The sequence below is a fragment of the Vibrio sp. 1641 genome, from assembly GCF_033339995.1.
GTDB classification, from domain to species: Bacteria; Pseudomonadota; Gammaproteobacteria; order Enterobacterales; family Vibrionaceae; genus Vibrio; species Vibrio alginolyticus.
Map to the genome: position 1 here is coordinate 144857 of NZ_JAWOVP010000008.1, position 23378 is coordinate 168234.

26 protein-coding genes are annotated in these 23378 nt (G+C 45.2%); 19 read left to right on the plus strand and 7 right to left on the minus strand.

All coding sequences use genetic code 11. The features are described 5' to 3' along the window. Nucleotides 1-206: 206 nt before the first annotated feature. From R7Z47_RS16585 to R7Z47_RS16610, 6 genes are all read left to right on the plus strand, one after another. Nucleotides 207-1232, plus strand: coding sequence for an ABC transporter permease subunit (locus tag R7Z47_RS16585; protein ID WP_005379368.1), 1026 nt, complete (start codon nucleotides 207-209; stop codon nucleotides 1230-1232). A 1-nt stretch (nucleotide 1233) separates the two neighbouring features. Next, a complete protein-coding gene (locus tag R7Z47_RS16590; RefSeq protein ID WP_005379369.1) occupies nucleotides 1234-2277 on the plus strand; it encodes an ABC transporter permease in 1044 nt (347 codons plus the stop codon). A 38-nt stretch (nucleotides 2278-2315) separates the two neighbouring features. Then, nucleotides 2316-4142, plus strand: coding sequence for an extracellular solute-binding protein (locus R7Z47_RS16595; protein ID WP_213867104.1), 1827 nt, complete (start codon nucleotides 2316-2318; stop codon nucleotides 4140-4142). Between the two features lie 9 nt (nucleotides 4143-4151). Next, entirely contained in the window at nucleotides 4152-5009 is an 858-nt protein-coding gene (locus R7Z47_RS16600) for an ABC transporter ATP-binding protein (protein ID WP_005379371.1), read from the plus strand. 35 nt (nucleotides 5010-5044) lie between these two features. Further along, a complete protein-coding gene (locus tag R7Z47_RS16605) occupies nucleotides 5045-5884 on the plus strand; it encodes an ABC transporter ATP-binding protein (protein ID WP_005379372.1) in 840 nt (279 codons plus the stop codon). A 168-nt stretch (nucleotides 5885-6052) separates the two neighbouring features. Next, entirely contained in the window at nucleotides 6053-6478 is a 426-nt protein-coding gene (locus R7Z47_RS16610) for a phosphate-starvation-inducible protein PsiE (protein ID WP_025768316.1), read from the plus strand. Nucleotides 6479-6533: 55 nt separating this feature from the next. On the opposite strand, the gene R7Z47_RS16615 is transcribed toward R7Z47_RS16610, so the two are convergent. After that, the gene (locus tag R7Z47_RS16615) at nucleotides 6534-7400 is read right to left on the minus strand and encodes a YicC/YloC family endoribonuclease (RefSeq protein WP_005384776.1); all 867 of its coding nucleotides are present in this window, start codon (nucleotides 7398-7400) and stop codon (nucleotides 6534-6536) included. 184 nt (nucleotides 7401-7584) lie between these two features. On the opposite strand from R7Z47_RS16615, the gene rph reads away from it, so the two are divergent. Beyond that, complete coding sequence (gene rph, locus R7Z47_RS16620; protein WP_031780917.1) at nucleotides 7585-8301, plus strand: ribonuclease PH; 717 nt, start codon at nucleotides 7585-7587, stop codon at nucleotides 8299-8301. Nucleotides 8302-8405: 104 nt separating this feature from the next. Continuing rightward, nucleotides 8406-9047, plus strand: coding sequence for an orotate phosphoribosyltransferase (gene pyrE, locus R7Z47_RS16625; protein ID WP_005379384.1), 642 nt, complete (start codon nucleotides 8406-8408; stop codon nucleotides 9045-9047). Nucleotides 9048-9132: 85 nt separating this feature from the next. Here pyrE and R7Z47_RS16630 read toward each other — a convergent pair whose 3' ends face one another. The 3 genes from R7Z47_RS16630 to coaBC form a co-directional block, all read right to left on the minus strand. Further along, entirely contained in the window at nucleotides 9133-10083 is a 951-nt protein-coding gene (locus tag R7Z47_RS16630; protein WP_033905948.1) for a Kdo(2)-lipid IV(A) acyltransferase, read from the minus strand. A 6-nt stretch (nucleotides 10084-10089) separates the two neighbouring features. Beyond that, nucleotides 10090-10680: a nucleoid occlusion factor SlmA gene (gene slmA, locus R7Z47_RS16635; protein ID WP_005379386.1), complete on the minus strand. Its 591-nt coding sequence runs from the start codon at nucleotides 10678-10680 to the stop codon at nucleotides 10090-10092. Between the two features lie 171 nt (nucleotides 10681-10851). Then, nucleotides 10852-12051, minus strand: coding sequence for a bifunctional phosphopantothenoylcysteine decarboxylase/phosphopantothenate--cysteine ligase CoaBC (gene coaBC, locus R7Z47_RS16640; protein WP_064353527.1), 1200 nt, complete (start codon nucleotides 12049-12051; stop codon nucleotides 10852-10854). A 193-nt stretch (nucleotides 12052-12244) separates the two neighbouring features. Here coaBC and R7Z47_RS16645 point away from each other — a divergent pair, with 193 nt between their 5' ends. The 8 genes from R7Z47_RS16645 to R7Z47_RS16680 all read left to right on the plus strand — a co-directional run bounded on the left by R7Z47_RS16645 (nucleotide 12245) and on the right by R7Z47_RS16680 (nucleotide 18582). Continuing rightward, nucleotides 12245-13918, plus strand: coding sequence for a methyl-accepting chemotaxis protein (locus R7Z47_RS16645; protein ID WP_017820706.1), 1674 nt, complete (start codon nucleotides 12245-12247; stop codon nucleotides 13916-13918). A 114-nt stretch (nucleotides 13919-14032) separates the two neighbouring features. Beyond that, nucleotides 14033-14707 carry a RadC family protein gene (gene radC / locus R7Z47_RS16650; RefSeq protein ID WP_025768320.1) on the plus strand — a complete coding sequence of 225 codons (675 nt, stop codon included), beginning with the start codon at nucleotides 14033-14035 and terminating at the stop codon, nucleotides 14705-14707. Between the two features lie 302 nt (nucleotides 14708-15009). Continuing rightward, nucleotides 15010-15246, plus strand: coding sequence for a 50S ribosomal protein L28 (rpmB, locus tag R7Z47_RS16655; RefSeq protein ID WP_005384783.1), 237 nt, complete (start codon nucleotides 15010-15012; stop codon nucleotides 15244-15246). Nucleotides 15247-15259: 13 nt separating this feature from the next. Continuing rightward, nucleotides 15260-15430 (plus strand): 50S ribosomal protein L33, encoded by a 171-nt coding sequence (gene rpmG / locus R7Z47_RS16660; RefSeq protein ID WP_004410866.1) that lies wholly within the window; start codon nucleotides 15260-15262, stop codon nucleotides 15428-15430. 272 nt (nucleotides 15431-15702) lie between these two features. Further along, nucleotides 15703-16179, plus strand: coding sequence for a hypothetical protein (locus R7Z47_RS16665; protein WP_047103885.1), 477 nt, complete (start codon nucleotides 15703-15705; stop codon nucleotides 16177-16179). Between the two features lie 102 nt (nucleotides 16180-16281). Continuing rightward, complete coding sequence (gene mutM / locus R7Z47_RS16670; RefSeq protein ID WP_213867105.1) at nucleotides 16282-17091, plus strand: bifunctional DNA-formamidopyrimidine glycosylase/DNA-(apurinic or apyrimidinic site) lyase; 810 nt, start codon at nucleotides 16282-16284, stop codon at nucleotides 17089-17091. 86 nt (nucleotides 17092-17177) lie between these two features. Further along, the gene (gene coaD / locus R7Z47_RS16675; protein ID WP_017820709.1) at nucleotides 17178-17660 is read left to right on the plus strand and encodes a pantetheine-phosphate adenylyltransferase; all 483 of its coding nucleotides are present in this window, start codon (nucleotides 17178-17180) and stop codon (nucleotides 17658-17660) included. Then, nucleotides 17647-18582 carry a glycosyl transferase family 90 gene (locus R7Z47_RS16680; RefSeq protein ID WP_213867106.1) on the plus strand — a complete coding sequence of 312 codons (936 nt, stop codon included), beginning with the start codon at nucleotides 17647-17649 and terminating at the stop codon, nucleotides 18580-18582. Before coaD ends, R7Z47_RS16680 begins: the two co-directional genes overlap by 14 nt. 31 nt (nucleotides 18583-18613) lie before the next feature. Here R7Z47_RS16680 and R7Z47_RS16685 read toward each other — a convergent pair whose 3' ends face one another. The 3 genes from R7Z47_RS16685 to R7Z47_RS16695 are packed head-to-tail and all read right to left on the minus strand — an operon-like array spanning nucleotide 18614 to nucleotide 21257. Next, complete coding sequence (locus R7Z47_RS16685; protein WP_171344436.1) at nucleotides 18614-19402, minus strand: glycosyltransferase family 2 protein; 789 nt, start codon at nucleotides 19400-19402, stop codon at nucleotides 18614-18616. Beyond that, complete coding sequence (locus R7Z47_RS16690; RefSeq protein WP_005395793.1) at nucleotides 19399-20166, minus strand: glycosyltransferase family 2 protein; 768 nt, start codon at nucleotides 20164-20166, stop codon at nucleotides 19399-19401. Before R7Z47_RS16690 ends, R7Z47_RS16685 begins: the two co-directional genes overlap by 4 nt. Nucleotides 20167-20201: 35 nt before the next feature. Then, nucleotides 20202-21257: a glycosyltransferase family 9 protein gene (locus R7Z47_RS16695; RefSeq protein ID WP_213907973.1), complete on the minus strand. Its 1056-nt coding sequence runs from the start codon at nucleotides 21255-21257 to the stop codon at nucleotides 20202-20204. Nucleotides 21258-21364: 107 nt separating this feature from the next. Between R7Z47_RS16695 and R7Z47_RS16700 the strand changes: the two genes are divergently transcribed. The 3 genes from R7Z47_RS16700 to rfbB form a co-directional block, all read left to right on the plus strand. Continuing rightward, nucleotides 21365-21772, plus strand: a complete 408-nt coding sequence (locus R7Z47_RS16700; RefSeq protein ID WP_005395798.1) for a diacylglycerol kinase — start codon at nucleotides 21365-21367, stop codon at nucleotides 21770-21772. 11 nt (nucleotides 21773-21783) lie between these two features. After that, entirely contained in the window at nucleotides 21784-22494 is a 711-nt protein-coding gene (locus R7Z47_RS16705) for a 3-deoxy-D-manno-octulosonic acid kinase (RefSeq protein WP_182038444.1), read from the plus strand. Nucleotides 22495-22638: 144 nt separating this feature from the next. Beyond that, a partial coding sequence (gene rfbB / locus R7Z47_RS16710) for a dTDP-glucose 4,6-dehydratase (RefSeq protein WP_318130282.1) occupies nucleotides 22639-23378 on the plus strand: 740 nt, incomplete at its 3' end.

The window sequence follows — 23378 nt, forward strand, 5'->3', positions numbered from 1 at the left end:
TTGGTTTCAAACACTTGAAGCTGATGTGGATTCAAGATAAATATGACGCTGAAATTATTGCAGTAGTAGAAAAGTCTAGCTCTTGAGGCGCAGGGAGTGTGCTTCAACAGTTTTAGTTACTACGAGATAAATATGCACCATTTTGGGCGGAAAATATCCTCTTTCACTCCGTTTGAACTGGACAGTAGACAAGGAGCAAGTTGTATATGCTGTCGTACTTTTTACGCCGTTTGGCGTTGGTTATCCCAACGTTTCTCGGGATAACTATTCTCATCTTTGCTATCACTCGTTTCGTGCCTGGCGGACCTGTTGAACGCATGTTGTCACAAATGCAGTCCCAGGGGGACGGCGCCGCATCAATGACGTCTGCGGGTGGTAACACGGCCCTTTCTGACGATCAAATCGCGGAGCTGAATGCGTTTTATGGCCTGGATAAACCTGTAACGGAAGCGTACGTCGAGTGGTTAAGTCGTTTGGTAATGCTAGATCTTGGCGAGTCGACGCGTTACTACGAGCCTGTCTCGGACATGATCGCAGAGCGTTTGCCAGTGTCGTTGTTTTATGGCGGCATGACCTTCTTTATTAGTTATTTTATCTCGATTCCTCTTGGTTACTATAAGGCGCTCAAGCACGGTTCTGTGTTTGATTCCGCTTCTTCAGTACTCATTTTCGTAGGCTACGCGCTACCAGGTTATGTGGTGGGTGTATTGCTGATCACGTTATTTAGTTATCACTTGGAATGGTTTCCGATGGGAGGCTTTGTCGGCGATGACTTCGACGATTACGAAACCTTCTTTGAACGCACTAAAGACATTATGTGGCATGCGGTGTTGCCTTTGATCTGTTACCTCATCGGTGATTTTGCCACGCTGACGATGACAATGAAAAATAACCTGATGGAAAACCTTTCCTCAGATTACATCCGCACCGCAATTGCGAAAGGATTACCTTTCAAAAAAGCAGTTCGTAAGCACGCGTTGCGTAACAGCTTAATTCCAATCGCAAGTCACTTTGGTAACTCTTTGTTGTTCTTCATGACCGGTGCCTTCCTGATTGAAGTTATCTTCAATATTGATGGCATTGGCTTATTGGGTTACGAATCAATCATGGAGCGTGATTACCCTGTTGTTATGGGTATTGTCGCCATTAATGCGCTGTTGCTGCTCATTGGTAACATTATTTCAGATATTTGTGTTGCTTTAGTCGACCCACGTGTGAAGTTTGGAGCGTAACATGATTAAAGTTAGTCCATTAACTCAAAAGAAAATTCGTCACTTTAAAGAGATCAAACGAGGCTATTGGTCGTTTGTTGCTCTTTCTATCATGTTGATCCTTTCTCTATTCGCCGAACTTTTGATTAACAGTAAAGCGCTAGTCGTCAAGTACGATGGTAGCTACTATTTTCCTGTTGTCAGTGACGTACGTTTAGGTAGCGAATTCGGCCAAGAGTCATCCAGCGAAGCGGATTATCGCGTACTGCAAAAAGCGTTTGAGGCCGAAGGGGGCGACAACTTTGTTATTTTGCCGCTTGTGCCATGGAACCCATATGAACAAGATTTTAGTGGTGATTTCCCGCCAACAGCACCTAGCGCCGAAAATAAGCATTATTTAGGTACAGATGTGATAGGTCGCGATATTTTGGCGCGACTTGTCTACGGATTCAGAACGGCGATGGGATTTGCGTTGCTTACGATGGCCATTTCCTACGCGATCGGTACTGCAGTCGGTTGTGCTATGGGTTTTTGGGGCGGTAAATTTGACTTGTTTGTACAGCGACTTATCGAAATCTGGTCAATGGTCCCGTTTTTGTACGTCATTATGATTCTTGTCTCAATCGTTCAACCGACGTTTGCTCTCTTTGTCGCTATTAACGTGCTTTTCACTTGGATGGGGATGACATGGTACATGCGGACCATGACCTATAAAGAAGCGGCACGAGAATACGTAATGGCGGCACGTGCTTTAGGGGCATCGACTGGACGTATCTTGTTTAATCACATCTTGCCAAATACGATGGTGATGATTGTAACCCTAGCACCTTTCACTATTGCAGCTAACATCACAGCATTGACTGCTCTCGATTACCTAGGCTTAGGCTTGATGCCACCAACACCAAGTTGGGGGGAATTACTGCAACAAGGTAAGTCAAACTTAGATTCGCCATGGATTGTTGCGTCAGTAGTGACTTCTATTGTTCTGGTTCTGGTAATGGTGACCTTTATTGGTGAAGCCATTCGAGCGGCTTTCGACCCGAAAAAATTCACACGCTATGTTTGAGCGAGCATTGTGAGCAAAACATAAAAAAGGGAAGTTTTATGAAGAAATTATTTTTAGCGTCCACGCTGAGCGCCCTGAGTTTTGGTGCAATGTCAGCAACGCTTCCGACTGACTTAAACTGGCAAACAAACTGGGATGAGCCTCAATATGGTTCGCCAGAAGCGAAACGTGGAGGGACTTATCGCACCTTTATGTCAAGTTTCCCGCAGACGTTACGTAGTGTTGGCCCAGATGCTAATGCAGGGCTACGTTCTTTTATCTTAGATGAAACACCAGGCTTGGTGGTCCGCCACCCAGATACTTTAGAGTTCATACCTGAGCTTGCTAACGAGTGGGCGTTAGCAGGTGACAACAAAACGGTCTATTTTAAACTCAACCCTGAAGCCAAATGGTCGGACGGCAAACCTGTGACTGCCGACGATTTCGTGTTCATGCTGAAGTTTTATCGTTCCAAAGACATCTTGGAACCTTGGTACAACGATTACTACAACAAAACGATTGCGGATGTTATCAAGTACGACACTCACACGTTTGCTGTTAAGGCGGCGAAAGAGTTCAATCCGGAAGAATTGCTGTTACGAATGGGGGCTCTGCGCCCACGTCCCGCACATTTTTATGCTAACCCTTCAAAAGATGAAAATGGTGACGGTATACATGACAACTTTGTCCGCTACTACAATTTTAAAAGTGAACCAACGACCAGTGCATACTACCTAGATGACATTAAAAAAGGTAAAAGTGTTACCTTCAAGCATGTCGGTGAAGACTGGTGGGGTTACAGCAATAAGTATTATAAACATCGCTATAATGTCGACAAAATCCGCATCACAGTGATTCGCGACAGTGATATCGCGATGAAGCACTTTGAGAAAGGGAAGCTGGACGCATTTGGTCTTGTTTTACCAAGCTTATGGCATGATAAATCGAATACGGAACCTTACCAAAAGGGATACATTCAAAAGTTCTGGGGTTACAACCAATTCCCAGTTGGGGCTGGTGGTGTATGGATGAACACCGCGATGCCTTTGCTGGATGATTTAAACATTCGCAAGGGCATTACTTACGCGATTGACTTTGATGGCATGATAGAGAATGTCATGCGTGGCGACTACTCCCGTAAACCGAACCCGACCGGTTATGGTCATGGTAAATACACCCTACCAGATGCTAAGGCACCGAAGTTTGATCCCGCAAAAGCGGCCGAGGCATTCGAAGCCGCAGGCTTTAACAAAATTGGTTCTGATGGTATTCGTGTCAATGATAAAGGTGAGCGCTTAAGCTTCGAGCTGACCTACGGAACACCTGTTCATACTCCTCGTATTGCCTTTTTGCGTGAGCAAGCCAAGCTAGCAGGGCTGGATATTGAGCTCAAGTTAGTTGATGGCTCATCCATGTTCAAATACGTACGTGAGAAAAAGCACGATTTGGCTTTCTTAGATATGGGTACGTCTGAGATCCCAACGTATTGGGAGTATTTCCATTCAGTCAATGCGAACAAGCCGCAAACTAACTCTTTCACAAACTACAGCACGCCTGAACTGGATGAAAAGATCATCGAGTATCGTTTTGGCATGGATATGGATAAAAAGATCCAGCTAGGTCATGAGATTCAGCGTGACATCATTGATGCTCACGTTATCGTCCCAGGCTACATGGTTCCTTATGTCCGCTATGGTCACTGGCGCTGGTTAAAGTTTCCAGATAAGCCAATGAATCGCATGACAGAGGCGCTGTTCAGTGGTTCAATCATAGGCGATGGCACTTACTGGATTGATAGTGATATCAAAAAAGAAACGAAACAAGCGATGAAATCAGGCAAAGCTTTTGAACCTGTTGTTGTCGTAGATGACACTTATAAGCTGTAAGGATTGGTTATGGAAAACGATGTAATCCTAAGTGTTAAAGATCTCGAAGTTGAATTTACCACCGATGATGGGCCAGTGAAGGTTCTGCATGGTGTGAACTTTGATGTGAGAGCTGGGCGTACACTCGGTCTGGTGGGAGAGTCAGGTAGTGGTAAGAGCGTAACCTCAATGTCGATCATGGGGCTATTACCTAAGCCATATGGCAACATCATTAAAGGTGAAGTGAATTATCGCGGCACCAACCTAGTTGATTTGCCTGCGGAAGAGATGTACGCCATGCGTGGCGATCGCATTTCGATCATCTTCCAAGACCCAATGACGGCGCTTAACCCAGTGCATACCATTGGTCGTCAAATATGTGAAGTGCTTGAGCTCCATCGACCTGAGCTCGACAAAAAGGAGCGGGAGGCGTACTCGATTGAGATGCTGGCAAAAGTAAAAATTCCAATGCCAGAGAAGCGATTGAATGAGTATCCCCATAACCTATCTGGTGGTATGCGCCAGCGTGTCATGATCGCGATGGCATTGGCCTGTAAGCCGGATATTCTGATTTGTGATGAACCGACTACAGCGTTGGATGTTACGGTTCAGGCGTCTATCCTTGAACTGATGAACGAGCTTCAGGAAGAAACAGGCATGGCAATGATCTTCATCACTCACGATCTCGGGGTTGTGGCAGAAGTGTGTGATGATGTTGCCGTGATGTATGGTGGGCGTATTGTCGAAAAAGCAGAAATTTTTGAGTTGTTTGATAACCCGCAGCACCCATACACAGAGCGTTTGATGGGGTTGATGCCGAGCTTAGATAATGAGCCAAAGCAGATGATCGATATCAAGCCTATTGATGCCAGTATGTTTGCCAGTTAACTGAGCAAAGTGAACCAGTCATAAAAGAGGATGTTATGGCAAAAGAAGTATTAAGAATTGAAAATCTTAAGCAGCACTTTGTTTCTGGTAAAGGGCTGTTCAAGAAAGGCTACACCATCAAAGCGGTAGACGGGGTTTCACTGTCTGTTTCTGAAGGTGAAACACTGGGGCTAGTTGGTGAGTCAGGTTGTGGTAAAAGCACCCTTGGTCGCACGATCTTAAAGTTATACGAGCCAACGGAAGGTAAGATTTTCTTTGAAGGTAAAGACATCACTAAATTGTCTGTTAAAGAGATGCGCTCGCTGCGTAAAGACATGCAAATCGTCTTTCAAGACCCAATGGAGTCACTCAATCAGCGTCATACCATCGGTATGATTCTGGAAGAACCGTTTGTTATTCATAAAATTGGCACGCCAACAGAGCGTAAACAATGGGTAAAAGAGCTTTTAATCAAAGTGGGATTACCAGAAACGGCAGTAAACCGTTATCCACATGAATTTTCAGGCGGACAACGGCAGCGTATCGGTATTGCTCGCGCGATTGCATTGAAGCCTAAACTACTGATTTGTGATGAATCGGTATCTGCGTTAGATGTGTCGGTACAGGCGCAAATCTTGAACCTATTGCTACAACTGCAACAAGAAATGAATTTGGCGATCATATTTATCTCTCACGATCTCTCGGTGGTGAAACATGTCTCTGACAAAGTTGCCGTGATGTATTTTGGTAAAGTGGTAGAAGCAGGCAGCGCTAAAGAAATTTATGCAAACCCGCAAAACGAATACACCAAAAAACTCCTATCTGCGATTCCGATCACTCACCCTAAATATCGGAAGAAAAAGCGCGTAGCTGAAAAAAAGCAGCAAGTGGCGTAAGTGATGCCACAGGTCCTATAACACAAAAGCGCTCCGCCAAATAAGCGGAGCATTTTTATAAGCAAATGCCAGGACTTGGAGTCGATTCGCACTGATGTTTATTCTGATTGATTGAAGATCGTTGCATGCTAAACTCAAGGCCTATTTTCTTTGTTTGGATAATGGACCATGCCGTCGAATTTACCGAAATCCTTTAGTCGACCTTTCCTGAAAATCTTCCATATTTTGGAGGCGGTGTTATTAGTCTCTATTACCTTGGCGACGTTGTACGCCATGATGCAAGAGTTTGTGCACGTATTTGTAGAGAAGCGTGTCTTACTCACAGATATTCTTTTGATGTTTATCTATCTGGAAGTGCTCGCCATGGTGCAGCAGTTCGTGATGAACGGTAAAATTCCGGTACGCTATCCTATCTATATCGCGATGATGGCAATCGCCCGCTATATCACTCTCGGAATGAAAGAGCTGGATGCAGTTTTGGTTGTGTGGTTATCTCTGGCTGCGTTTATTTTGGCTGCGGCTACTTTGCTGATCAGAATTGGACATCATTATTGGCCCTACGTTGATAACAGTACCTTGGAAAAAGACGAATAAAAGAAAGCCCCGTATTAGCGGGGCTTTTTTGTTTCAATACTCGATGACTTTTAGATCATTCAATGTTTTGGATCTGCTCACGCATCTGTTCAATTAGAACTTTCAGTTCAACGCCCGATGCGGTGATGTCGGTGCTGATGGATTTCGACGCTAGCGTGTTCGATTCACGGTTGAACTCTTGCATCATGAAGTCCAGACGACGACCGACTGCGCCACCTTTTTTCAGAATGTTTGTGGTTTCTTTTACGTGAGAATCAAGACGGTCTAGCTCTTCTGCTACGTCTGATTTCTGTGCCAGAAGGATTAGCTCTTGCTCAACGCGAGATGGGTCTAGCTCTACTTTCGCATCTTCAAATTTAGAGAACAGACGCTCACGTTGCCACTCTAGTATTTCTGGCATGCGTGCGCGCACTTTCACAACTTCTGATGTGATCGCTTCTAGGCGTTGCTCAATCAGCGCCTTCATGTTCTCGCCTTCACGAGCGCGCGCTTCAATAAATTCATCCATTGCGCCATCAAACGCTTCTAGTAGCACTTTATTTACCGCATCCATGTCTTGCTCTGGCGTTTCCATTACCCCCGGCCATTGCATGACTTGAAATGGATTGATTCGGCTCAGTTCACCAGTCATGTGCATGACTTGTTCAGCGGCTTTAATTACCTGGCTAGCAAGCGCTTCATTGATGCTAAGCTCACCTTTTGCGGCAGGGTTTGCTTCAAAACGCAGATTACATTCTACTTTGCCTCGCGCTAAACGCTTACGAAAGCGCTCACGTAAAACGGGCTCTAACCCGCGAAATTGTTCTGGCATGCGGAAGTATGTTTCTAAATAACGCTGGTTCACGCTGCGGATTTCCCATACCGCAGAGCCCCAATCGCCTTTTACTTCTTTGCGTGCATACGCTGTCATACTGTAAATCATCGAATTTTCCTGTCTTCATTTTTTGAAAATTACTTCAAGAGTGTATCATGCTGCGTCGATAGGTGCGCGGGATGTATGGATTGTTTATGTTGTGCCAGCGGCGTAACCTATGAATCCGGAATCGATTCCGTTATAATCTTCGCCCAACCAAATCGTCTTCTCCTCATATTTAAGGTAGATGCCCATGCGTCCAAACGATCGCAAGGCGGATCAAGTTCGCCCTATCAAAATTACTCGTAACTACACAGCTTACGCTGAAGGGTCAGTGTTAGTTGAGTTCGGTAACACCAAAGTGTTGTGTAATGCGACCGTCGAAGAATCTGTGCCACGTTGGCTAAAAGGTCAAGGTAAAGGCTGGGTTACAGCTGAATACGGCATGCTACCTCGAGCAACACATTCTCGTACTCGTCGTGAAGCGGCAAGTGGCAAACAAGGCGGCCGTACGATGGAAATTCAGCGTCTTATCGCGCGAAGCCTACGTGCTGTTGTCGATCTAAAAGCCATGGGTGAGTTCATGATCACCGTTGACTGTGACGTTATCCAAGCAGACGGCGGCACTCGCACTGCATCCATCAGCGGCGCAAGTGTTGCAATGGCCGATGCGTTCCAACACCTAGTAGATAGCGGCAAGCTAAAAGCAAACCCAATGAAAGGCCACGTAGCGGCAGTTTCTGTCGGCTTACTAGGCGACGAAGTATTGTGTGATCTTGAATACGTTGAAGATTCAGCGGCAGACACAGACATGAACGTAGTAATGACCGAAGAAGGCAAGATGATTGAAATTCAGGGCACCGCAGAAGGTGAACCGTTCAGTCACGAACAGCTGATGGCATTGCTCGAGTCGGCGAAAGTCGGCATTACGGAAATTGTCGCAGCGCAGAAAGCGGCGTTAGCCAATTGATTTAGATAGCTCCCATTATGGGGGCTATTTTTTTATCTCGACAATAGAGAAATGAATGATTGTCGAGAAGAGACACAAGAAACCAAGGACATAGAGAGAAAATAATGAAAGCATACCAGCGTGAATTTATTGAGTTTGCACTTGAGAAAGAAGTTCTTAAGTTTGGTGAGTTTACTTTGAAATCTGGCCGTAAAAGCCCGTACTTCTTTAACGCTGGTCTTTTCAATACTGGTCGTGACCTAGCGCGTCTTGGTCGTTTTTACGCAGCTGCGCTCGCTGATTCAGGCATTGAGTTTGATGTGCTTTTTGGCCCGGCGTACAAAGGTATCCCAATCGCGACGACAACAGCAGTCGCGCTGGCGGATCACCACGATATCGACACGCCTTACTGCTTCAACCGTAAAGAAGCGAAAGATCACGGCGAAGGCGGTAACCTTGTAGGCTCTGCGCTTGAAGGTCGCATCATGCTAGTGGATGACGTAATCACAGCAGGGACTGCGATTCGTGAATCGATGGAAATCATTCAAGCAAATGGCGCAGACCTTGCTGGTGTGTTGGTTGCGATTGACCGCCAAGAAAAAGGCAAAGGTGAACTGTCTGCGATTCAAGAAGTGGAGCGTGATTTTGGTTGTGCAATCATCTCGATCGTTAGCCTGACTGACCTTGTGACTTTCCTTGAAGAGAAAGGCACAGACAAAGAGCATCTAGAAGCAGTCAAAGCGTACCGCGCAGAATACGGCATTTAATTCGTTACTTTTTCTGAAAAAGTAAAAAGGGCAGATGGATATTCATCTGCCCTTTTTTGTTTTTTGGATTTATCGCCTTGACCACTTACTTATAGCGAATGCCTTTCTCGACATGCTCATCTTGCATGGTTTTATAGCGTTTATGGAGCCACATCCATTGCTCTGGAGCGCGTAGAATGACTTCTTCCACATACTTGTTCATATAAGCGGCAGCGGCGACTTCGTCTTTTTGTGGATAATCGGCTTCAATGCACTTATCGGCGATGATGTCGTATTTTCCTTCGTCATTGCGAAACCCTGAGCCTGGGATGATCGCACATTTTGAGGTATACGCCAGAATGCTCGTGCCTGTTGTCGTACACGCATCGTCTACGGCAAAGAAGGGCACAAATACTGATTTTTTGCGACCGTAATCGTGATCCGGTAAATAGAACAGACGCTCACCGCTGCGTAAAACACGAATCATCTTTTTTACATCTTTACGATCAATCAGTTTATTGCCGTTATGTGTTCGTCCCCAATACTGGATAAAGTTATAAGCAGGATTATTATGCGGACGAAACGCGCCGTACCCGGCCACGCCTAACACGGCGAAAGCACGCGCAGTGATCTCTAGATTTAGAGCATGGACACAACAAAGTAGGACGCCTTTACCTTCTTTGGCTTTTTCACGCAGTGCGCCGAGATCTTTCTCGACGATCAGGTTTTTAAAGCGCCAAGTCGGCCAGAACCAAGTGATTCCGGTTTCTATCAGTGCCATACCAGTATTTTTGAAGTTCTCTTCAACAATATGTTGAATCTCTTCAGGTGTTTTGTCTGGAAAGGCCAATTCTAAGTTACGCTGAGCAACGTGGACACGCTTTTTACCGTAGCGCATGCCAAGTTTACCGAGTGAACGACCTAATGAAAGCAGCAGCCGATAAGGAAGAATATTGACGAGGATGGCCAACAGACCAAAACCAAGCCATACGCCCCAGTTACGAGGGTGAAGAAGTGAAAGAGAAAACTCGGGCTGCGTGTATTTGTCTTTACTCATAGTCTTTTACTTTATTTGTGCACTCAAAAGCGCCCAGTACTCGTCAAAGTTTGCAGTCGGCTGGTATTTAAAGTCGCTACGCACAAAGCGGTTTAGGCTCCCCTCAACTTGTCCCAGAATTTGCGCGGCTAGGATGCGCTCTTCGACAGGGAAAGACTTCCCTTCACGAATCTTACGTTCACGCAGGATTTGGCGCAATTGTGTTTCTATACGCTCAAAGAGTTGATTGATGCGTTCACGTAGACGTTCATTTTCAAACATTAGAGCATGACCCGACAAAATGCGTGTCAGACCTGGGTTACGTTCAGAGAACGCCAAAATAAGGTGCATCACCATACGAATACGCTCTAGTGTATCTTTTTCGTCGTCTAGAATACGGTTGATACGTGTCATCAAGGCCTCTTCAATGAACTCAATCAACCCTTCGAACATGCGCGCTTTACTTGGGAAATGACGATACAGCGCGGCTTCTGAAACGCCGACTTGCTTGGCCAGTTTTGCCGTAGTAATGCGTGAAGCGCCATCTGTTGATTCAAGCATTTCTGCCAATGCTTGTAAGATCTCTTCACGACGGTTGGATTTTTTACTGCCGGCCATTAGTTACTTCCTTTCAAAATACAAAGTTGAGCGGAGGGGATTATAAGACGCTATTTCGCCTCAAACTAGACCACTAAGGGTGGAATGGGAGATTTAACACCCTTAGTTGTCATTTTTGTACCAAATTTATGCCAGCTTTTGTAAAAAATTGGCAGGGTTTTCAAACGTTAGTTACATCAATTGATGCATTTTTTCGAGAATTTTAAAGCTCAATGCTTCTTTTGATTCTAAAGCGAGCGCAAGTTCACCTTCAGGCCAGTAAAGGGTAATTGCGTTGTCGTTGCTATTAAATCCTTGCCCTGCAACCGAAACGTCGTTTGCACAGATCATATCGAGGTTTTTCTTTGTTAACTTGCCTCGAGCGTAGGTCTCTACATCATTGGTTTCAGCCGCAAAACCGACGGTAAACGGACGCTTCTCCGTCATTGCTGCCACAGATGCAACAATATCAGGATTTTTAACCATATTAATGACCATTTCGTCGTTGTCTTCTGTCTTTTTCAACTTTTGAGACGCGATCGTTTGTGGGCGGTAGTCGGCAACGGCAGCGCAGCTAATAAACGCATCATGCCTGTTTGCATGTGTCATAACGGCTTCGTGCATCTCTTGTGCACTGGAAACATTAATGCGCTCAACACCTACGGGCGTATTTAAACTGACAGGACCGCTCACGAGGGTGACTTTTGCTCCCATCTGCGCTGCGGCGCTCGCCAATGCATAGCCCATTTTCCCGGAGCTATGGTTCGTAATGTAACGCACTGGATCAATCGCTTCGCGAGTTGGTCCGGCGGTAATGAGTATCGACTTACCTTCTAGCAATTTTGGTTGAAAGAACTGTTCACATAGATGTACTAGCTGCATTGGTTCCAGCATTCGACCTGGTCCTACATCACCACAGGCTTGCTCTCCTGCCGCAGGGCCCCAGATGTGCATACCACGACGCGCTAACGTAGCGATGTTCTCTTGGGTTGCGATATTGCGATACATCTGTTGATTCATCGCAGGAGAAACAGCAACAGGGGAATCCGTCGCGAGCACGAGCGTAGTAAGTAAATCGTTCCCCATGCCTGCGGACATGCGCGCGATTAAGTCCGCGGTCGCGGGCGCTAATAGCACTAAATCTGCCCATTTGGCCAATTCAATATGGCCCATAGAGGCTTCCGCTGCTGGGTCTAGTAAACTGTCCGAGACAGGACGGCCCGAAACGGCTTGCATGGTTAAAGGGGTAATGAACTCTTTTGCGGCTTTCGTCATTACAACTTGAACTTGCGCTCCTCTTTCTATGAGGCGACGGGTTAACTCCGCACATTTATACGCAGCAATACCGCCACTGATGCCGAGTAGAATTTTCTTTCCTGCTAGTGTTTGCATGTGAGATCTCCAATTTGATGACCGGATTTTAACACAATTCAAAGTCTGACCGCCCGAGCATATATAACGAGAAGATAATTCACATCAAACTCCAGAGTATTAATCTGACCGAGGAAGGGAAAATTCTCGCCTACCTCACAGACAAGTTGCGCGGAGTTTGCAAGTCTGAAAAGAAAAAGAGGTAGTGGAAACCATGGTGTTGAAAAGTCGAAACAAATTGCTGCTGATAACCCTAATTCCGCTGTTGTTGATCACCACGTTGATCTCAGTGGTGTATTACATCAACAGCAGTAAAAGCTTGGAAGCGGAGCTGGCAAGAGACAGACAAGAGCTCATCGAAACGAAGAAGAAAGAGCTACAAGCCTACATGATGATGGGCGTGACGGCGATAAAACCGTTATACGACGCGGATGTAAATGGAAGTAATAAAGAGGCAGCAAAAGAAATTCTGAAAGCCATGCGCTTTGAAAGCGATGGCTACTTTTTTGCCTACGACTCTCAAGGTGTGAATACGTTGCACGCCATCAAACCTGCATTAGAGGGTAAAAACCTTTACGACTTAAAAGATGAAAATGGGGTCGCAGTTATTGCGGGCTTGATTGACGCTTCTCAAAAAGGGGATGGGTTCCTCTATTTCTCGTGGCACAAACCGACCATTGACGCACAAGCGCCTAAGTTGGGCTATGCAGAATATCTATCGAAATGGGACTGGGTTTTAGGTACTGGCGTTTATATTGATGACATCGACCAGCAAGTTGCGATGCACAGAGAGTTAAAGACTCAAGAGCTAAAAGAGCATACATTATCTGCCGTGTTGATTTCCGTTATTGGATTGATCATTACCAGTGTTCTCACCAGTATCGTGGTGTCTAAAGGCATTCAGCCATTACAACATGTCGCGGCTTCATTAAAAGATGTTGCCGCAGGCGGCGGTGACTTAACGGCTCGTTTAAAAGTCGAAAGTCAGGATGAAGTCGGTGAAGTGGCGGCCGCGTTTAATGAGTTTATGGATAAGCTGCACCCACTGATGCAGGACATTCATCGCTCTGCGACGACAGTACAGACCGTTTCTCAAAGCCTGAACACTCAGACCAGCCAAGCGAGCGGTCAAATGCAGGATCACTGTTTAGAGACGGACAAAGTCGTGACGGCAGTGACGCAAATGAGCATGACTGCCAAAGAAGTAGCCAGCAATACCAATGCGACCGCGCAGGCAATTGACGATGCCAACAGTCAAGTCACCGCCGCTCAGCATGAGGTCGAGCAAGCAATAGAAGGCATTACCGAACTCGTGACGGAGATAGACAGCACGTCAGATGCAATTTCTGAGTTGAGTTTACAGACCGAAAAAATAACCAAAGTGCTGGATGTGATTGGCGAGATAGCCGAGCAAACGAATTTGTTGGCCCTAAATGCGGCGATTGAAGCGGCTAGAGCCGGTGAGCAAGGTCGAGGGTTTGCCGTCGTTGCGGATGAAGTGCGCTCGTTAGCCAGTCGTACGCAAAATAGTACTCATGAAATTGGCGACATGCTCAAGCAGCTACAAAATGGTGTATCAAGAGCGGTCAGTACGATGTCGGTGAGCCAAAAACGAGGTGTCAAAACGGCGGAAGAATCTGCGCTCATTCAGCAATCTCTTTCTGGTGTTCATCATTCTATCGGAACAATTCGAGATATGGGTATTCAAACCGCGTCTGCCGCAGAAGAACAAAGTGCGGTTGCAGAAGACATCAACCAAAACTTAGTGGCTATTCAACAGATCGTGAACAACATTAATGAGACGTTGCAGCATGCCGAGTCAATCAGCACGCAGCTATCACAGTCTGGAACGGAAATTCACGGCTTGGTTGGCAACTTTAAACTCTGATGAACTGTTAAGTTGCATGGAAAGCACTGATGGTACGAAGAAAGCGAAAGTCATACTCGACTTTCGCTTTTTGTTTTGTGGAATAGGGACACTTTCCATATAAAGAGACATCAGATGATACTGAAAGCTTTGCCAAATGAGTCCATGCCCAGAGAGAAGCTACTGCAACGAGGGCCGCAAGCTTTGACCGATGCCGAACTGCTGGCCATCTTCTTGCGCACAGGCACCCGCGGAATGAACGTGATTGAGCTTGCAGACTTCCTTATTCAAGACTTTGGTTCGCTCAGACAACTATTTTCAGCATCAGAAGAAGAGTTTTGTCGTCACAAAGGATTAGGGCAAGCCAAGTATGTTCAGTTGCAAGCGGTACTAGAAATGACACAACGTTACTTGGCGGAGACGCTAAAGCGTGGTGATGCCTTAACCAGCCCCGACCAAACTAAGTTATATCTGTCTTCTATTTTAAGGGATCGGCAAAGAGAGGCTTTTTATATTCTTTTTCTCGATAACCAGCACCGAGTGATAAAAGATGAAATTTTATTTGAAGGAACGTTGGATGCAGCGTCGGTGTATCCGAGAGAAGTTGTTAAGCGTGCTCTGCATCATAACGCGGCGGCTTTGATTTTGGCGCACAATCACCCTTCAGGCGTTGCTGAGCCGAGCCAAGCTGACAGAAGGATTACAAGGCGTCTCACCGACGCATTAGCATTGGTGGATATTCGTATTTTGGACCATTTCGTCATCGGAGATGGGGAAAGTGTCTCTTTTGCTGAAAGAGGCTGGATATAACTGTGCGTTTTTTAGGTTGTTAGTTGCTAAAAATCTGCTATCATCCACGCCACTAAATTTTTAACTGAATTCAGCTTGGACTGCTAAAAAAATCTGCTGTCTAAAAAAAGATCACGAAAACCTGTAAAAAGGATCTGTTCGGGTCTTGAGCAATGCATATCAAGTTAGTATAATGCGCGACCTTTGATAGCCTTGTATGGATTTTCCATAGCGGTTCTTAACCTCTAACTTCTTTTCGAGAGATAGAGAGGTTCGGCCACCAAGGTTGATATCGAGCTGAAACGATTTTGGAGAAGACATTCATGTCACGAGTATGCCAAGTAACTGGTAAGCGTCCAGTAACGGGTAACAACCGTTCACACGCACGAAATGCTACTAAGCGTCGTTTTCTGCCGAACCTACAAACTCATCGTTTCTGGGTAGAGAGCGAAAAACGTTTTGTTAAACTACGTCTATCTGCTAAAGGTATGCGCATCATCGACAAGAAAGGTATTGATACTGTTCTTGCAGACATGCGTGCACGTGGCGAAAACGTTTAAGAGGAAATAAGCAATGGCAAAGAAAGGCGTTCGTGAGAAAATCCGTCTAGTATCTTCTGCAGGTACAGGCCACTTCTACACAACTGATAAGAACAAGCGTAACATGCCAGGCAAATTTGAGATCAAAAAGTTTGATCCAGTAGTTCGCCAGCACGTTATGTACAAAGAAGCAAAAATCAAATAATTGGTTTCAGTCTCTTTGATGAATTGAAAAACCCAACTTTCGAGTTGGGTTTTTTATTACCTGAATAAAAGTGCTGAAGAAAAGGTTCAGTACGTCATCGGGTTATAAGGCACTGCTGAAGTTATTCTACTGGTCCGACTCTATACTCGAATTTTTGATTGATCGCCTCTGCCGCTTAGTCACCACTCCCTACACACTTGCACACCGTTGTTCTAGTCAAGCTCAATACTCTTTGGTAATTTACTCATAACGATAAGAGAGTAGAGATGGTTATGCGTGTGAGTCCGGCTCGTCGCCGCCGATGGAACAATATTCTTATTCTGGGCATTATCGCGTTTATAGTGATCTTAAATGCGCCGATGTGGATCAAAACTTACCTATTAACAGCCCAAGCAGACCCTTACCCAAATGTACTTCGCTCCGACTATACGGTGGAGTCTTTGTACTATAGCGGCTGGGAGTTTGAACTGCATGATGGACGGTGGCAATCCAACATCAAAGTTGATGCACCGATCAGTGAGCTTGTATCACGCTGGCAATCATTGGAAGGGACCGAGCTTACCTCAGAACAGTACGACCATTTAAAACCTAACCTAGCGGTACCTGAAACGGTAGAAGTCTGGTATCAGGATCTCGAAGAGCCGCAGCGGGTGACTTTCTTTCGTTTACCTGATTTTTGGCTATTTAAAACCTGGCAAGACAAATGGGTCGCTATCTCCGTTGATGAAAACTACCTTATGCCAGAGTAAAGCCTTTTTGCGTCTATACCCCTAATAAGCTTCCCTATTTATCGTTTTTCTTTTCGATTATGCTAGCAGCGAGAACTATTAGCCGGTGAATTGGAGAATCTAATGCCTGAGTTGCCAGAAGTTGAAGTCAGTCGTATGGGGATTAGCCCCCACATGGTTGGACAAACGATCCAGTCGTTTACTTTTCGAACGCCTAAATTGCGCTGGGATATTCCTACAGAGCTTAAAACATTGGAAGGGCAGGTGATCCGTGCGATTAGCCGTCGTGCGAAATACTTACTGATCGAGACAAACACAGGTACAGCCATTGTTCACTTGGGCATGTCTGGGTCTTTACGTGTCCTAGATGCTGACTTTCCGCCAGCAAAGCACGATCATGTGGATCTCAAACTAAGCAGTGGAAAAATACTGCGTTATAACGATCCGCGTCGTTTTGGGGCATGGCTGTGGTGTGCTCCTGGCGAGTCACATGCTGTGCTAGCAAACATGGGGCCTGAGCCTTTAACTGAAGAGTTCAATGCGGAATATGTAGCGGAGAAAGCTAAAAATAAGCGTGTCGCCGTCAAGCAGTTCATCATGGACAACAAAGTCGTGGTTGGTGTCGGAAATATCTACGCGAATGAGTCGTTGTTTAAATCTCGAATTCACCCTTCAAGGCCTGCAGGTAAGCTAACTTCTCAAGAGTGGGGGTTACTTGTTGAAAATATCAAAATGACACTTGAGATTGCCATTACGCAAGGTGGGACTACGCTGAAAGATTTTGCGCAAGCCGATGGAAAGCCGGGTTACTTTGCACAAGAGTTATTGGTTTACGGAAAAGCCGGAGAGCCATGCCCAGAGTGCGGCGAACGACTTCAAGAGCTAAAGATTGGCCAACGTAATACCTTCTTTTGTAGTGAGTGTCAGAAGTAAGTCGAGCTATTATCGAGCTTAAGTTGTTGTAATCTTGCGTTCGAGCCTCAATAATTCAATCAGTTTCGAATAACTTAGTAAATTATATGAAAGTCATTTATCCGGGCACTTTTGATCCAGTGACTAATGGTCACCTCAATCTAATAGAACGTACTCACGAAATGTTTGATGAGGTTGTGATTGGCGTAGCCGCAAGCCCATCGAAGAACACTATGTTTTCATTGGAAGAGCGCGTTGCACTGATGCAGGACGTTGTAGCGCATTTACCTGGTGTGACGGTAAAGGGGTTCTCCGGGTTATTAGTGGATTTCGCGAGAAATGAGAAAGCTAAGGTTCTTATTCGTGGTTTACGAACAACGGTAGACTTTGAATACGAGTTTGGACTGACCAACATGTACCGAAAGCTATTACCAGGAATCGAGAGCGTATTTTTAACTCCTGAAGAAGAGTTTGCGTTTTTATCGTCGACTATCGTGAGAGAAGTAGCGATTCATGGCGGAAGTATCGAACAATTCGTTCCCAAGCCAGTAGCCATCGCGATTGGGGAAAAACTCAATGAAAGACAGTAAGTTCCCTTATTATTTCTCAAACGCTCTCTCGATACTTATCCCTCGCTTTGTATATCGAGCACAAGCCAAGCGTTTACTTTCGAATCTGACCGAAGCAGAGCAGCAACGCTGTCTTGAGCGGGTGAACTATTACAATAAGTGTGAAACGCCGTTTTCAGTTGATAGCCGAGAACAAAGTTACTCGACCATCGATACATTCAAAAAAACGAAAGGCTGGACGTATTTTTTCGATCTTCGCCAAGTTGTACGCTATTTCCCTTCCAGTTTTGCGTTTAACTACATCAACGGCGATGTTACACACATCCCCAATGTACCGAGCTTTATAAAAAGCCGCCCTATTTTTGGTAACAACCAAAATTCAGTGGTGTTGAAACTTAATCAAGTTCGTCATTTTAAATTTATTGATGATCCTGTTCGCTATCAAGATAAAAAGGACATGGTAGCGTGGCGCGGCGTGGGTTTTCAGCCGCATCGTAAAAAGGTGATTCATGCGTTTTACAACCATCCGCAATGCAATATTGGCCAGACCCGCCCGGTAGAAGGGAAACCATGGGAAAAGGGCTTTATGAGTATTGAAGAGCAACTGCAGTATAAGTTTTTGCTCTGTATAGAAGGCAATGATGTGGCCACCAACCTTAAGTGGGCTATGTCGTCTAACTCCTTGGTTATTATGTCAAAGCCAAAATGTGAGACTTGGTTTATGGAAGGTAAGTTAGAGGCAGGCGTCCACTATGTTGAAGTGAAGGATGACTATTCGGATTTACCCGAAAAGATGGATTATTACCTAGCGAATGAGCAAGAAGCATTAGCGATCATTGAAAATGCGCACCAGTGGGTTGAGCAGTTCAAAGATAAACGTAAAGAGCGTTTGATCTCATTGATGGTTGCCGATAAGTACTTCGCTTTATCTCAGCAACAATAAAAAAGGGGCGAAACGCCCCTTTTTTATAATCTTAAGCTTCTAGAAATTGATCAACACCATTCTCACAGCGTTTAAGCTTGTTTTTAATGGTGTTCTCTAAAATCTCATCATTTTGTCCGAGTGACGCACGAGAGTTTTCTACGTGGTACAAGTGGTAGCCTACACCTGCGAATTTTAGGTAAAGACGTGACTTACCCGCATTCAACATGCGATGAACAAACTCGCTGTCTTCGCGTCCCCATCCAACAAAATCTTGGTTGAAGCCATTCACCTCGATGACATCTTGTCGCCAAAATGCCATGTTGCAACCGCGAGTGGCTTTATCGTTATTCCGCTCGTAAGAGAACCATTTCGATAGCAAGGCGTTGGTGATGCAGTTTTTACGATTGCGAATGCCTTTGCTGAAAATGGAAGGCACTAAGCCGTTTTCCATGATGGCCTTGCTGCAGCTTTCATCCGTTAACACACGTCCACCCTGCACAAACCAATTTGGTTTTGCGACTTGCTTATGTGATTCAATAAACGTTTGGGACAGCACCATGTCGCCATCAATCATGATGAGGTAGTCACCTGATGCTTTGGCGATCGCACGGTTGCGGCTCATTGAAAGCTGAAAGCCATTATCCTCGTGCCAACTATGAATCAGTGGAACCGGAAAACCTTCACGCATTTGGTCAACCATTGCTTTGGTATCGTCTCGAGAGCCATCATCTGCAACAATGACTTCGTCAGGCAAAACGGTTTGACGTTTCACGCTTTCTAACACCGCTTTTAATGCTTCTTTCCAGTTGTAAGTGGTGATAATTAAAGTCGTTTTCATGATTTTTTTGCCTGTTCACGTAAGTAGAGATCGATATATTTTACAAAAGTAGAGTGCATGCTTAGCCAAGCTAGAATGAAGCCATGCTTGCCATCAAGGAAGCCTCGTTTGAGAACATACATCTTCAAAAAGCTAGCAAGAGCGTGAACGATAGCGGTTGTTAAACCCGCTTTCTTTTTACCTTCACGTTCATCCGTCCAGGCCTTGAGGTAGCCAGTGGTTTTATTGATGTAATGATGAAGGTGCTCGTAAGTGTAGTGATGCAGTCGACCATCCAGTTTTTCAGTTTGATAGTTTTTCTCATCAACTTTTTCATGAACGAGCGAATCATTATATTGTGTATATTCGGTGCGATATAAGCGCACAATCCAGTCTGGAGACCAACCAGAATGGTAGATGAACTTACCAAACGCTGAGCTTAGTCGATTAAGTTTGTATAAAACGTTCGGCTTATTGGCTGATACCGCGTGTAAGATACTTTCTTTTAGCTCTGGAGTGACTTGTTCGTCCGCATCAAGCCACAAAACGTAGTCTGCCGTAACGTATTGCTGCGCCAGTTGGCGCTGTTTACCGAATCCTGGCCAATCTAGGTTGGTGTAAAACTTATCTGTGTATTGTCGGGCGATTTCTTCAGTGCGATCAGTGCTGCCCGAGTCTAGAAGGACAATCTCATCGACCCAATCTTTTACTGTGTCTAGACAAGCTTGTAAGTGCTTCTCTTCATTTTTTACAATTAAGGCAACGGCTAAGGTTGGTTTGGACAAGGTCATTTCCTTCTTAACAAATCAAGACAGTAAGTTTACTGGTATTGAGGATACAAATCTTCTAAGACTTGATCGAACATGCTCATTACTTGAGTGCTGGTAATGCGGTTCATTGCCGTTTCATCTTTAGCGCGAGTTCGCCAGCTTAACTCGTGACTGTTTTTACCTGTTTCCGCAAAGATCGTTTCTTCATACACTGAGACAACGTATTTTAGATAACGGTAAGGTCCCACTCGCAGCGGATTATGGTGTGCATAGAGCCCGATGATTGGCGTTTTCATGGCATTCGCCATGTGTGCTGGTCCGGTATCGGGGGCGATGACCATTTCAACCTTATCTATTAACGCAAGCATTTGCAGAATTGAACTTTGTCCAACTAAATTTAGACACGGTTCTTCCAAGCGAGATTGAATGGCTTCTGCCAGATCCAATTCTACCTGAGCAGGGCTGCCTGCCAGAATCACGTTCCAGCCTTTTGCTCTGGCGTGATGAATCACATCTACATAACCTTCCGCGTTCCAGTTTTTATAAGCTTTGCTCGCACCAGGCACAATCAGCAGGTTAGGTTTACTACGAGAAATATGAGACTCTGCCCAAGTTTGATCGTGGTCTGAATAAGAAAGTACCCAGTCTAGTTCTGCCTTTGGTACCCCAATTTGATGGGCAAAGGCCATTAAGCCATCTGCGACATGCAGAGATTGCGGGGAAGGCACTTTGACATTGGTAAATAGTGTTTGAAAGTCCTGGCTTCTATCAGAAGAGAAACCAAGTTTGTATTTTGCTTTAATGCCCAACGTTGCGACACTCGCTCGAATTGCGTACTGCATATGCAATAGCGCATCAAACTCTCTGCCTTTCAGCTGTCGCCAAAGTGATTTGTAGCCATCAAGTCCCGCTTTTTTATCAAAAACAATCACTTCTACACCATCGATGGCGGCTAATAACTGGGCTTCAAGTTTACCCGTTATCCAGGTAATCTGGGTCGAAGGCCAGTGTTTCTGAATAGCTTGAATGGTGGCGATAGTATTGCAAACGTCTCCGATAGCGGACAAGCGCAAGACGCATAGTGACGATGGGGCAGAAGTGAACATAATTATTGTCTGATTCGATGAATAGAGGCAGGTAAATTATGCAGACATCCCCAATAAATGTAAAATACACGGCTCGAATATAGCTAAGTACCGATAAGTGTTCTGCAATGTCAAAGACAACACCACATCAATCGCAAGAATCTGGCAAGCCGGGTAATACCGGACTAAAGCGCATCGTTAAAGCGACGGGTTATTCGATCCAAGGATTAAAAGCGGCTTTTAAGCATGAAGCTGCCATTCGACAAGAGTTGGCTCTGTTGAGTATCGCCGTGATTTTGGCTTGGCTAGTGGATGTCGGCATGGTTGAGCGTATCTTAATGATCGGGGTCGTGGTATTAGTCTTGATTGTAGAGCTTGTAAACTCAGCGATTGAGGCAGTGGTTGATCGTATCGGTATTGAACGGCATGAACTCAGTGGTCGAGCTAAAGATATAGGCTCTGCTGCCGTTATGGTTGCTTTGGCGTTTGCTGCATTTACTTGGTTGTATATATTAGCCAGCCGGTATTTAGGCTAGAGGGTGAGCGTATGACTCAACAGTATAAAAACAACAACCAAGTGATCTGGTTTGATGACGAGATCATTACAGACCCTAGCCAACCGATATTTGATGCGGAATACTGGCAGTCCTCCGACAAGGTGGTTGGCAGTGCGACGGGGCGAGGCACGACATGGTTTATCCAACTAGAGAACATGCAAGCGGCACTACGTCATTACCGTCGTGGCGGTTTGTTTGGGAAGTTAGTTAACGATCATTATTGGTTCTCTGGCTGGGATAACACCCGTTGTGCGCAAGAGTTTCAGCTTTTGTTGGCGCTAATTGAGGCTGGGGTGCACGTTCCTCGTCCTATTGCAGCAAGAGCCGTAAAGTCAGGATTCTTCTATCAAGCTGATTTATTAAGTGAGCGAATCCCAAACGCCAGAGATCTGGTTAGTATCTTGCAAGAACAGTCTTTATCGGTAGAAATGTATCAGAAAATAGGGCAAGAAATTGCCAAGATGCATCAGGTTGGCGTTAACCATACCGATTTGAATATCCACAATATCTTGATCGACGACAAAGATAAGGTATGGATTATCGATTTTGATAAGTGTCGTTTTGAAACTTCTGGTGACTGGAAGCATCAAAATCTAAATAGACTTCTGCGCTCATTTAATAAAGAGCGTTTAAAGCGACAGATTATTTGGCAAGAATCCGATTTTGAACATTTTCAGGACGGTTATGCTTCTCAATCTTAATTGAGTTTTTTATCATTTTATATTGATTGCTCTAAGTAAACCTTCTTGAGTCTAACGATGCTCGAGTGAGTCTATAAACTACAATAATCATAAAGTATTCATGTGTATCTGATGGCACAAAAATTAACGTAGGTAACATTTGTAATGAAAATATTAGTAACCGGTGGAGCAGGCTTCATTGGGTCAGCTGTTGTCCGACATATCATTCGTGACACCCAAGATACCGTCATCAATTTAGATAAACTGACCTACGCAGGGAATCTAGAATCACTGGTTGATGTCTCAGAGAGTGAACGTTACTACTTTGAGCAAGTAGATATCTGTGACCGAGCTGAACTAGATCGCGTGTTTTCAGAGCATCAACCCGATAGGGTGATGCATTTGGCTGCCGAGTCTCATGTCGATCGCTCTATTGATGGTCCTGCTGCATTTATTGAGACCAACGTGATGGGCACTTACCATTTGCTTGAAGCGGCCCGTCAATATTGGTCGGGCTTAGATGAAGCGCGCCAATCGGCATTCCGTTTTCATCATATTTCTACGGATGAAGTGTATGGCGATCTAGAGGGAACGGATGATTTGTTCACCGAAACCACCTCATACGCGCCAAGCAGTCCATATTCTGCATCTAAAGCTTCGAGCGATCACCTGGTTCGTGCTTGGCAGCGTACTTATGGTTTACCAACACTTATCACTAATTGCTCCAACAACTATGGCCCGTACCACTTTCCAGAGAAGTTGATCCCTCTGATGATTCTAAATGCCCTCGATGGCAAGCCGTTGCCTGTGTATGGCGATGGTATGCAAATCCGAGATTGGCTGTTTGTGGAAGACCATGCTCGCGCGCTTTACAAAGTGGTCAACGAAGGTGAAGTCGGTGAAAC

Coding starts and splice junctions, on each gene's coding strand:
- R7Z47_RS16630 (WP_033905948.1), bottom strand. CDS start 10,083: ATGAGTAAAGACAAATACACGCAGCCCGAGTTTTCTCTTTCACTTCTT.
- rpmB (WP_005384783.1), top strand. CDS start 15,010: ATGTCACGAGTATGCCAAGTAACTGGTAAGCGTCCAGTAACGGGTAAC.
- R7Z47_RS16695 (WP_213907973.1), bottom strand. CDS start 21,257: ATGTTCACTTCTGCCCCATCGTCACTATGCGTCTTGCGCTTGTCCGCT.
- R7Z47_RS16680 (WP_213867106.1), top strand. CDS start 17,647: ATGAAAGACAGTAAGTTCCCTTATTATTTCTCAAACGCTCTCTCGATA.
- coaD (WP_017820709.1), top strand. CDS start 17,178: ATGAAAGTCATTTATCCGGGCACTTTTGATCCAGTGACTAATGGTCAC.
- R7Z47_RS16700 (WP_005395798.1), top strand. CDS start 21,365: ATGTCAAAGACAACACCACATCAATCGCAAGAATCTGGCAAGCCGGGT.
- R7Z47_RS16595 (WP_213867104.1), top strand. CDS start 2,316: ATGAAGAAATTATTTTTAGCGTCCACGCTGAGCGCCCTGAGTTTTGGT.
- R7Z47_RS16605 (WP_005379372.1), top strand. CDS start 5,045: ATGGCAAAAGAAGTATTAAGAATTGAAAATCTTAAGCAGCACTTTGTT.
- R7Z47_RS16615 (WP_005384776.1), bottom strand. CDS start 7,400: ATGATTTACAGTATGACAGCGTATGCACGCAAAGAAGTAAAAGGCGAT.
- rph (WP_031780917.1), top strand. CDS start 7,585: ATGCGTCCAAACGATCGCAAGGCGGATCAAGTTCGCCCTATCAAAATT.
- R7Z47_RS16600 (WP_005379371.1), top strand. CDS start 4,152: ATGGAAAACGATGTAATCCTAAGTGTTAAAGATCTCGAAGTTGAATTT.
- R7Z47_RS16610 (WP_025768316.1), top strand. CDS start 6,053: ATGCCGTCGAATTTACCGAAATCCTTTAGTCGACCTTTCCTGAAAATC.
- R7Z47_RS16645 (WP_017820706.1), top strand. CDS start 12,245: ATGGTGTTGAAAAGTCGAAACAAATTGCTGCTGATAACCCTAATTCCG.
- slmA (WP_005379386.1), bottom strand. CDS start 10,680: ATGGCCGGCAGTAAAAAATCCAACCGTCGTGAAGAGATCTTACAAGCA.
- R7Z47_RS16705 (WP_182038444.1), top strand. CDS start 21,784: ATGACTCAACAGTATAAAAACAACAACCAAGTGATCTGGTTTGATGAC.
- rpmG (WP_004410866.1), top strand. CDS start 15,260: ATGGCAAAGAAAGGCGTTCGTGAGAAAATCCGTCTAGTATCTTCTGCA.
- radC (WP_025768320.1), top strand. CDS start 14,033: ATGATACTGAAAGCTTTGCCAAATGAGTCCATGCCCAGAGAGAAGCTA.
- pyrE (WP_005379384.1), top strand. CDS start 8,406: ATGAAAGCATACCAGCGTGAATTTATTGAGTTTGCACTTGAGAAAGAA.
- R7Z47_RS16585 (WP_005379368.1), top strand. CDS start 207: ATGCTGTCGTACTTTTTACGCCGTTTGGCGTTGGTTATCCCAACGTTT.
- R7Z47_RS16590 (WP_005379369.1), top strand. CDS start 1,234: ATGATTAAAGTTAGTCCATTAACTCAAAAGAAAATTCGTCACTTTAAA.
- coaBC (WP_064353527.1), bottom strand. CDS start 12,051: ATGCAAACACTAGCAGGAAAGAAAATTCTACTCGGCATCAGTGGCGGT.
- mutM (WP_213867105.1), top strand. CDS start 16,282: ATGCCTGAGTTGCCAGAAGTTGAAGTCAGTCGTATGGGGATTAGCCCC.
- R7Z47_RS16665 (WP_047103885.1), top strand. CDS start 15,703: ATGCGTGTGAGTCCGGCTCGTCGCCGCCGATGGAACAATATTCTTATT.
- R7Z47_RS16685 (WP_171344436.1), bottom strand. CDS start 19,402: ATGAAAACGACTTTAATTATCACCACTTACAACTGGAAAGAAGCATTA.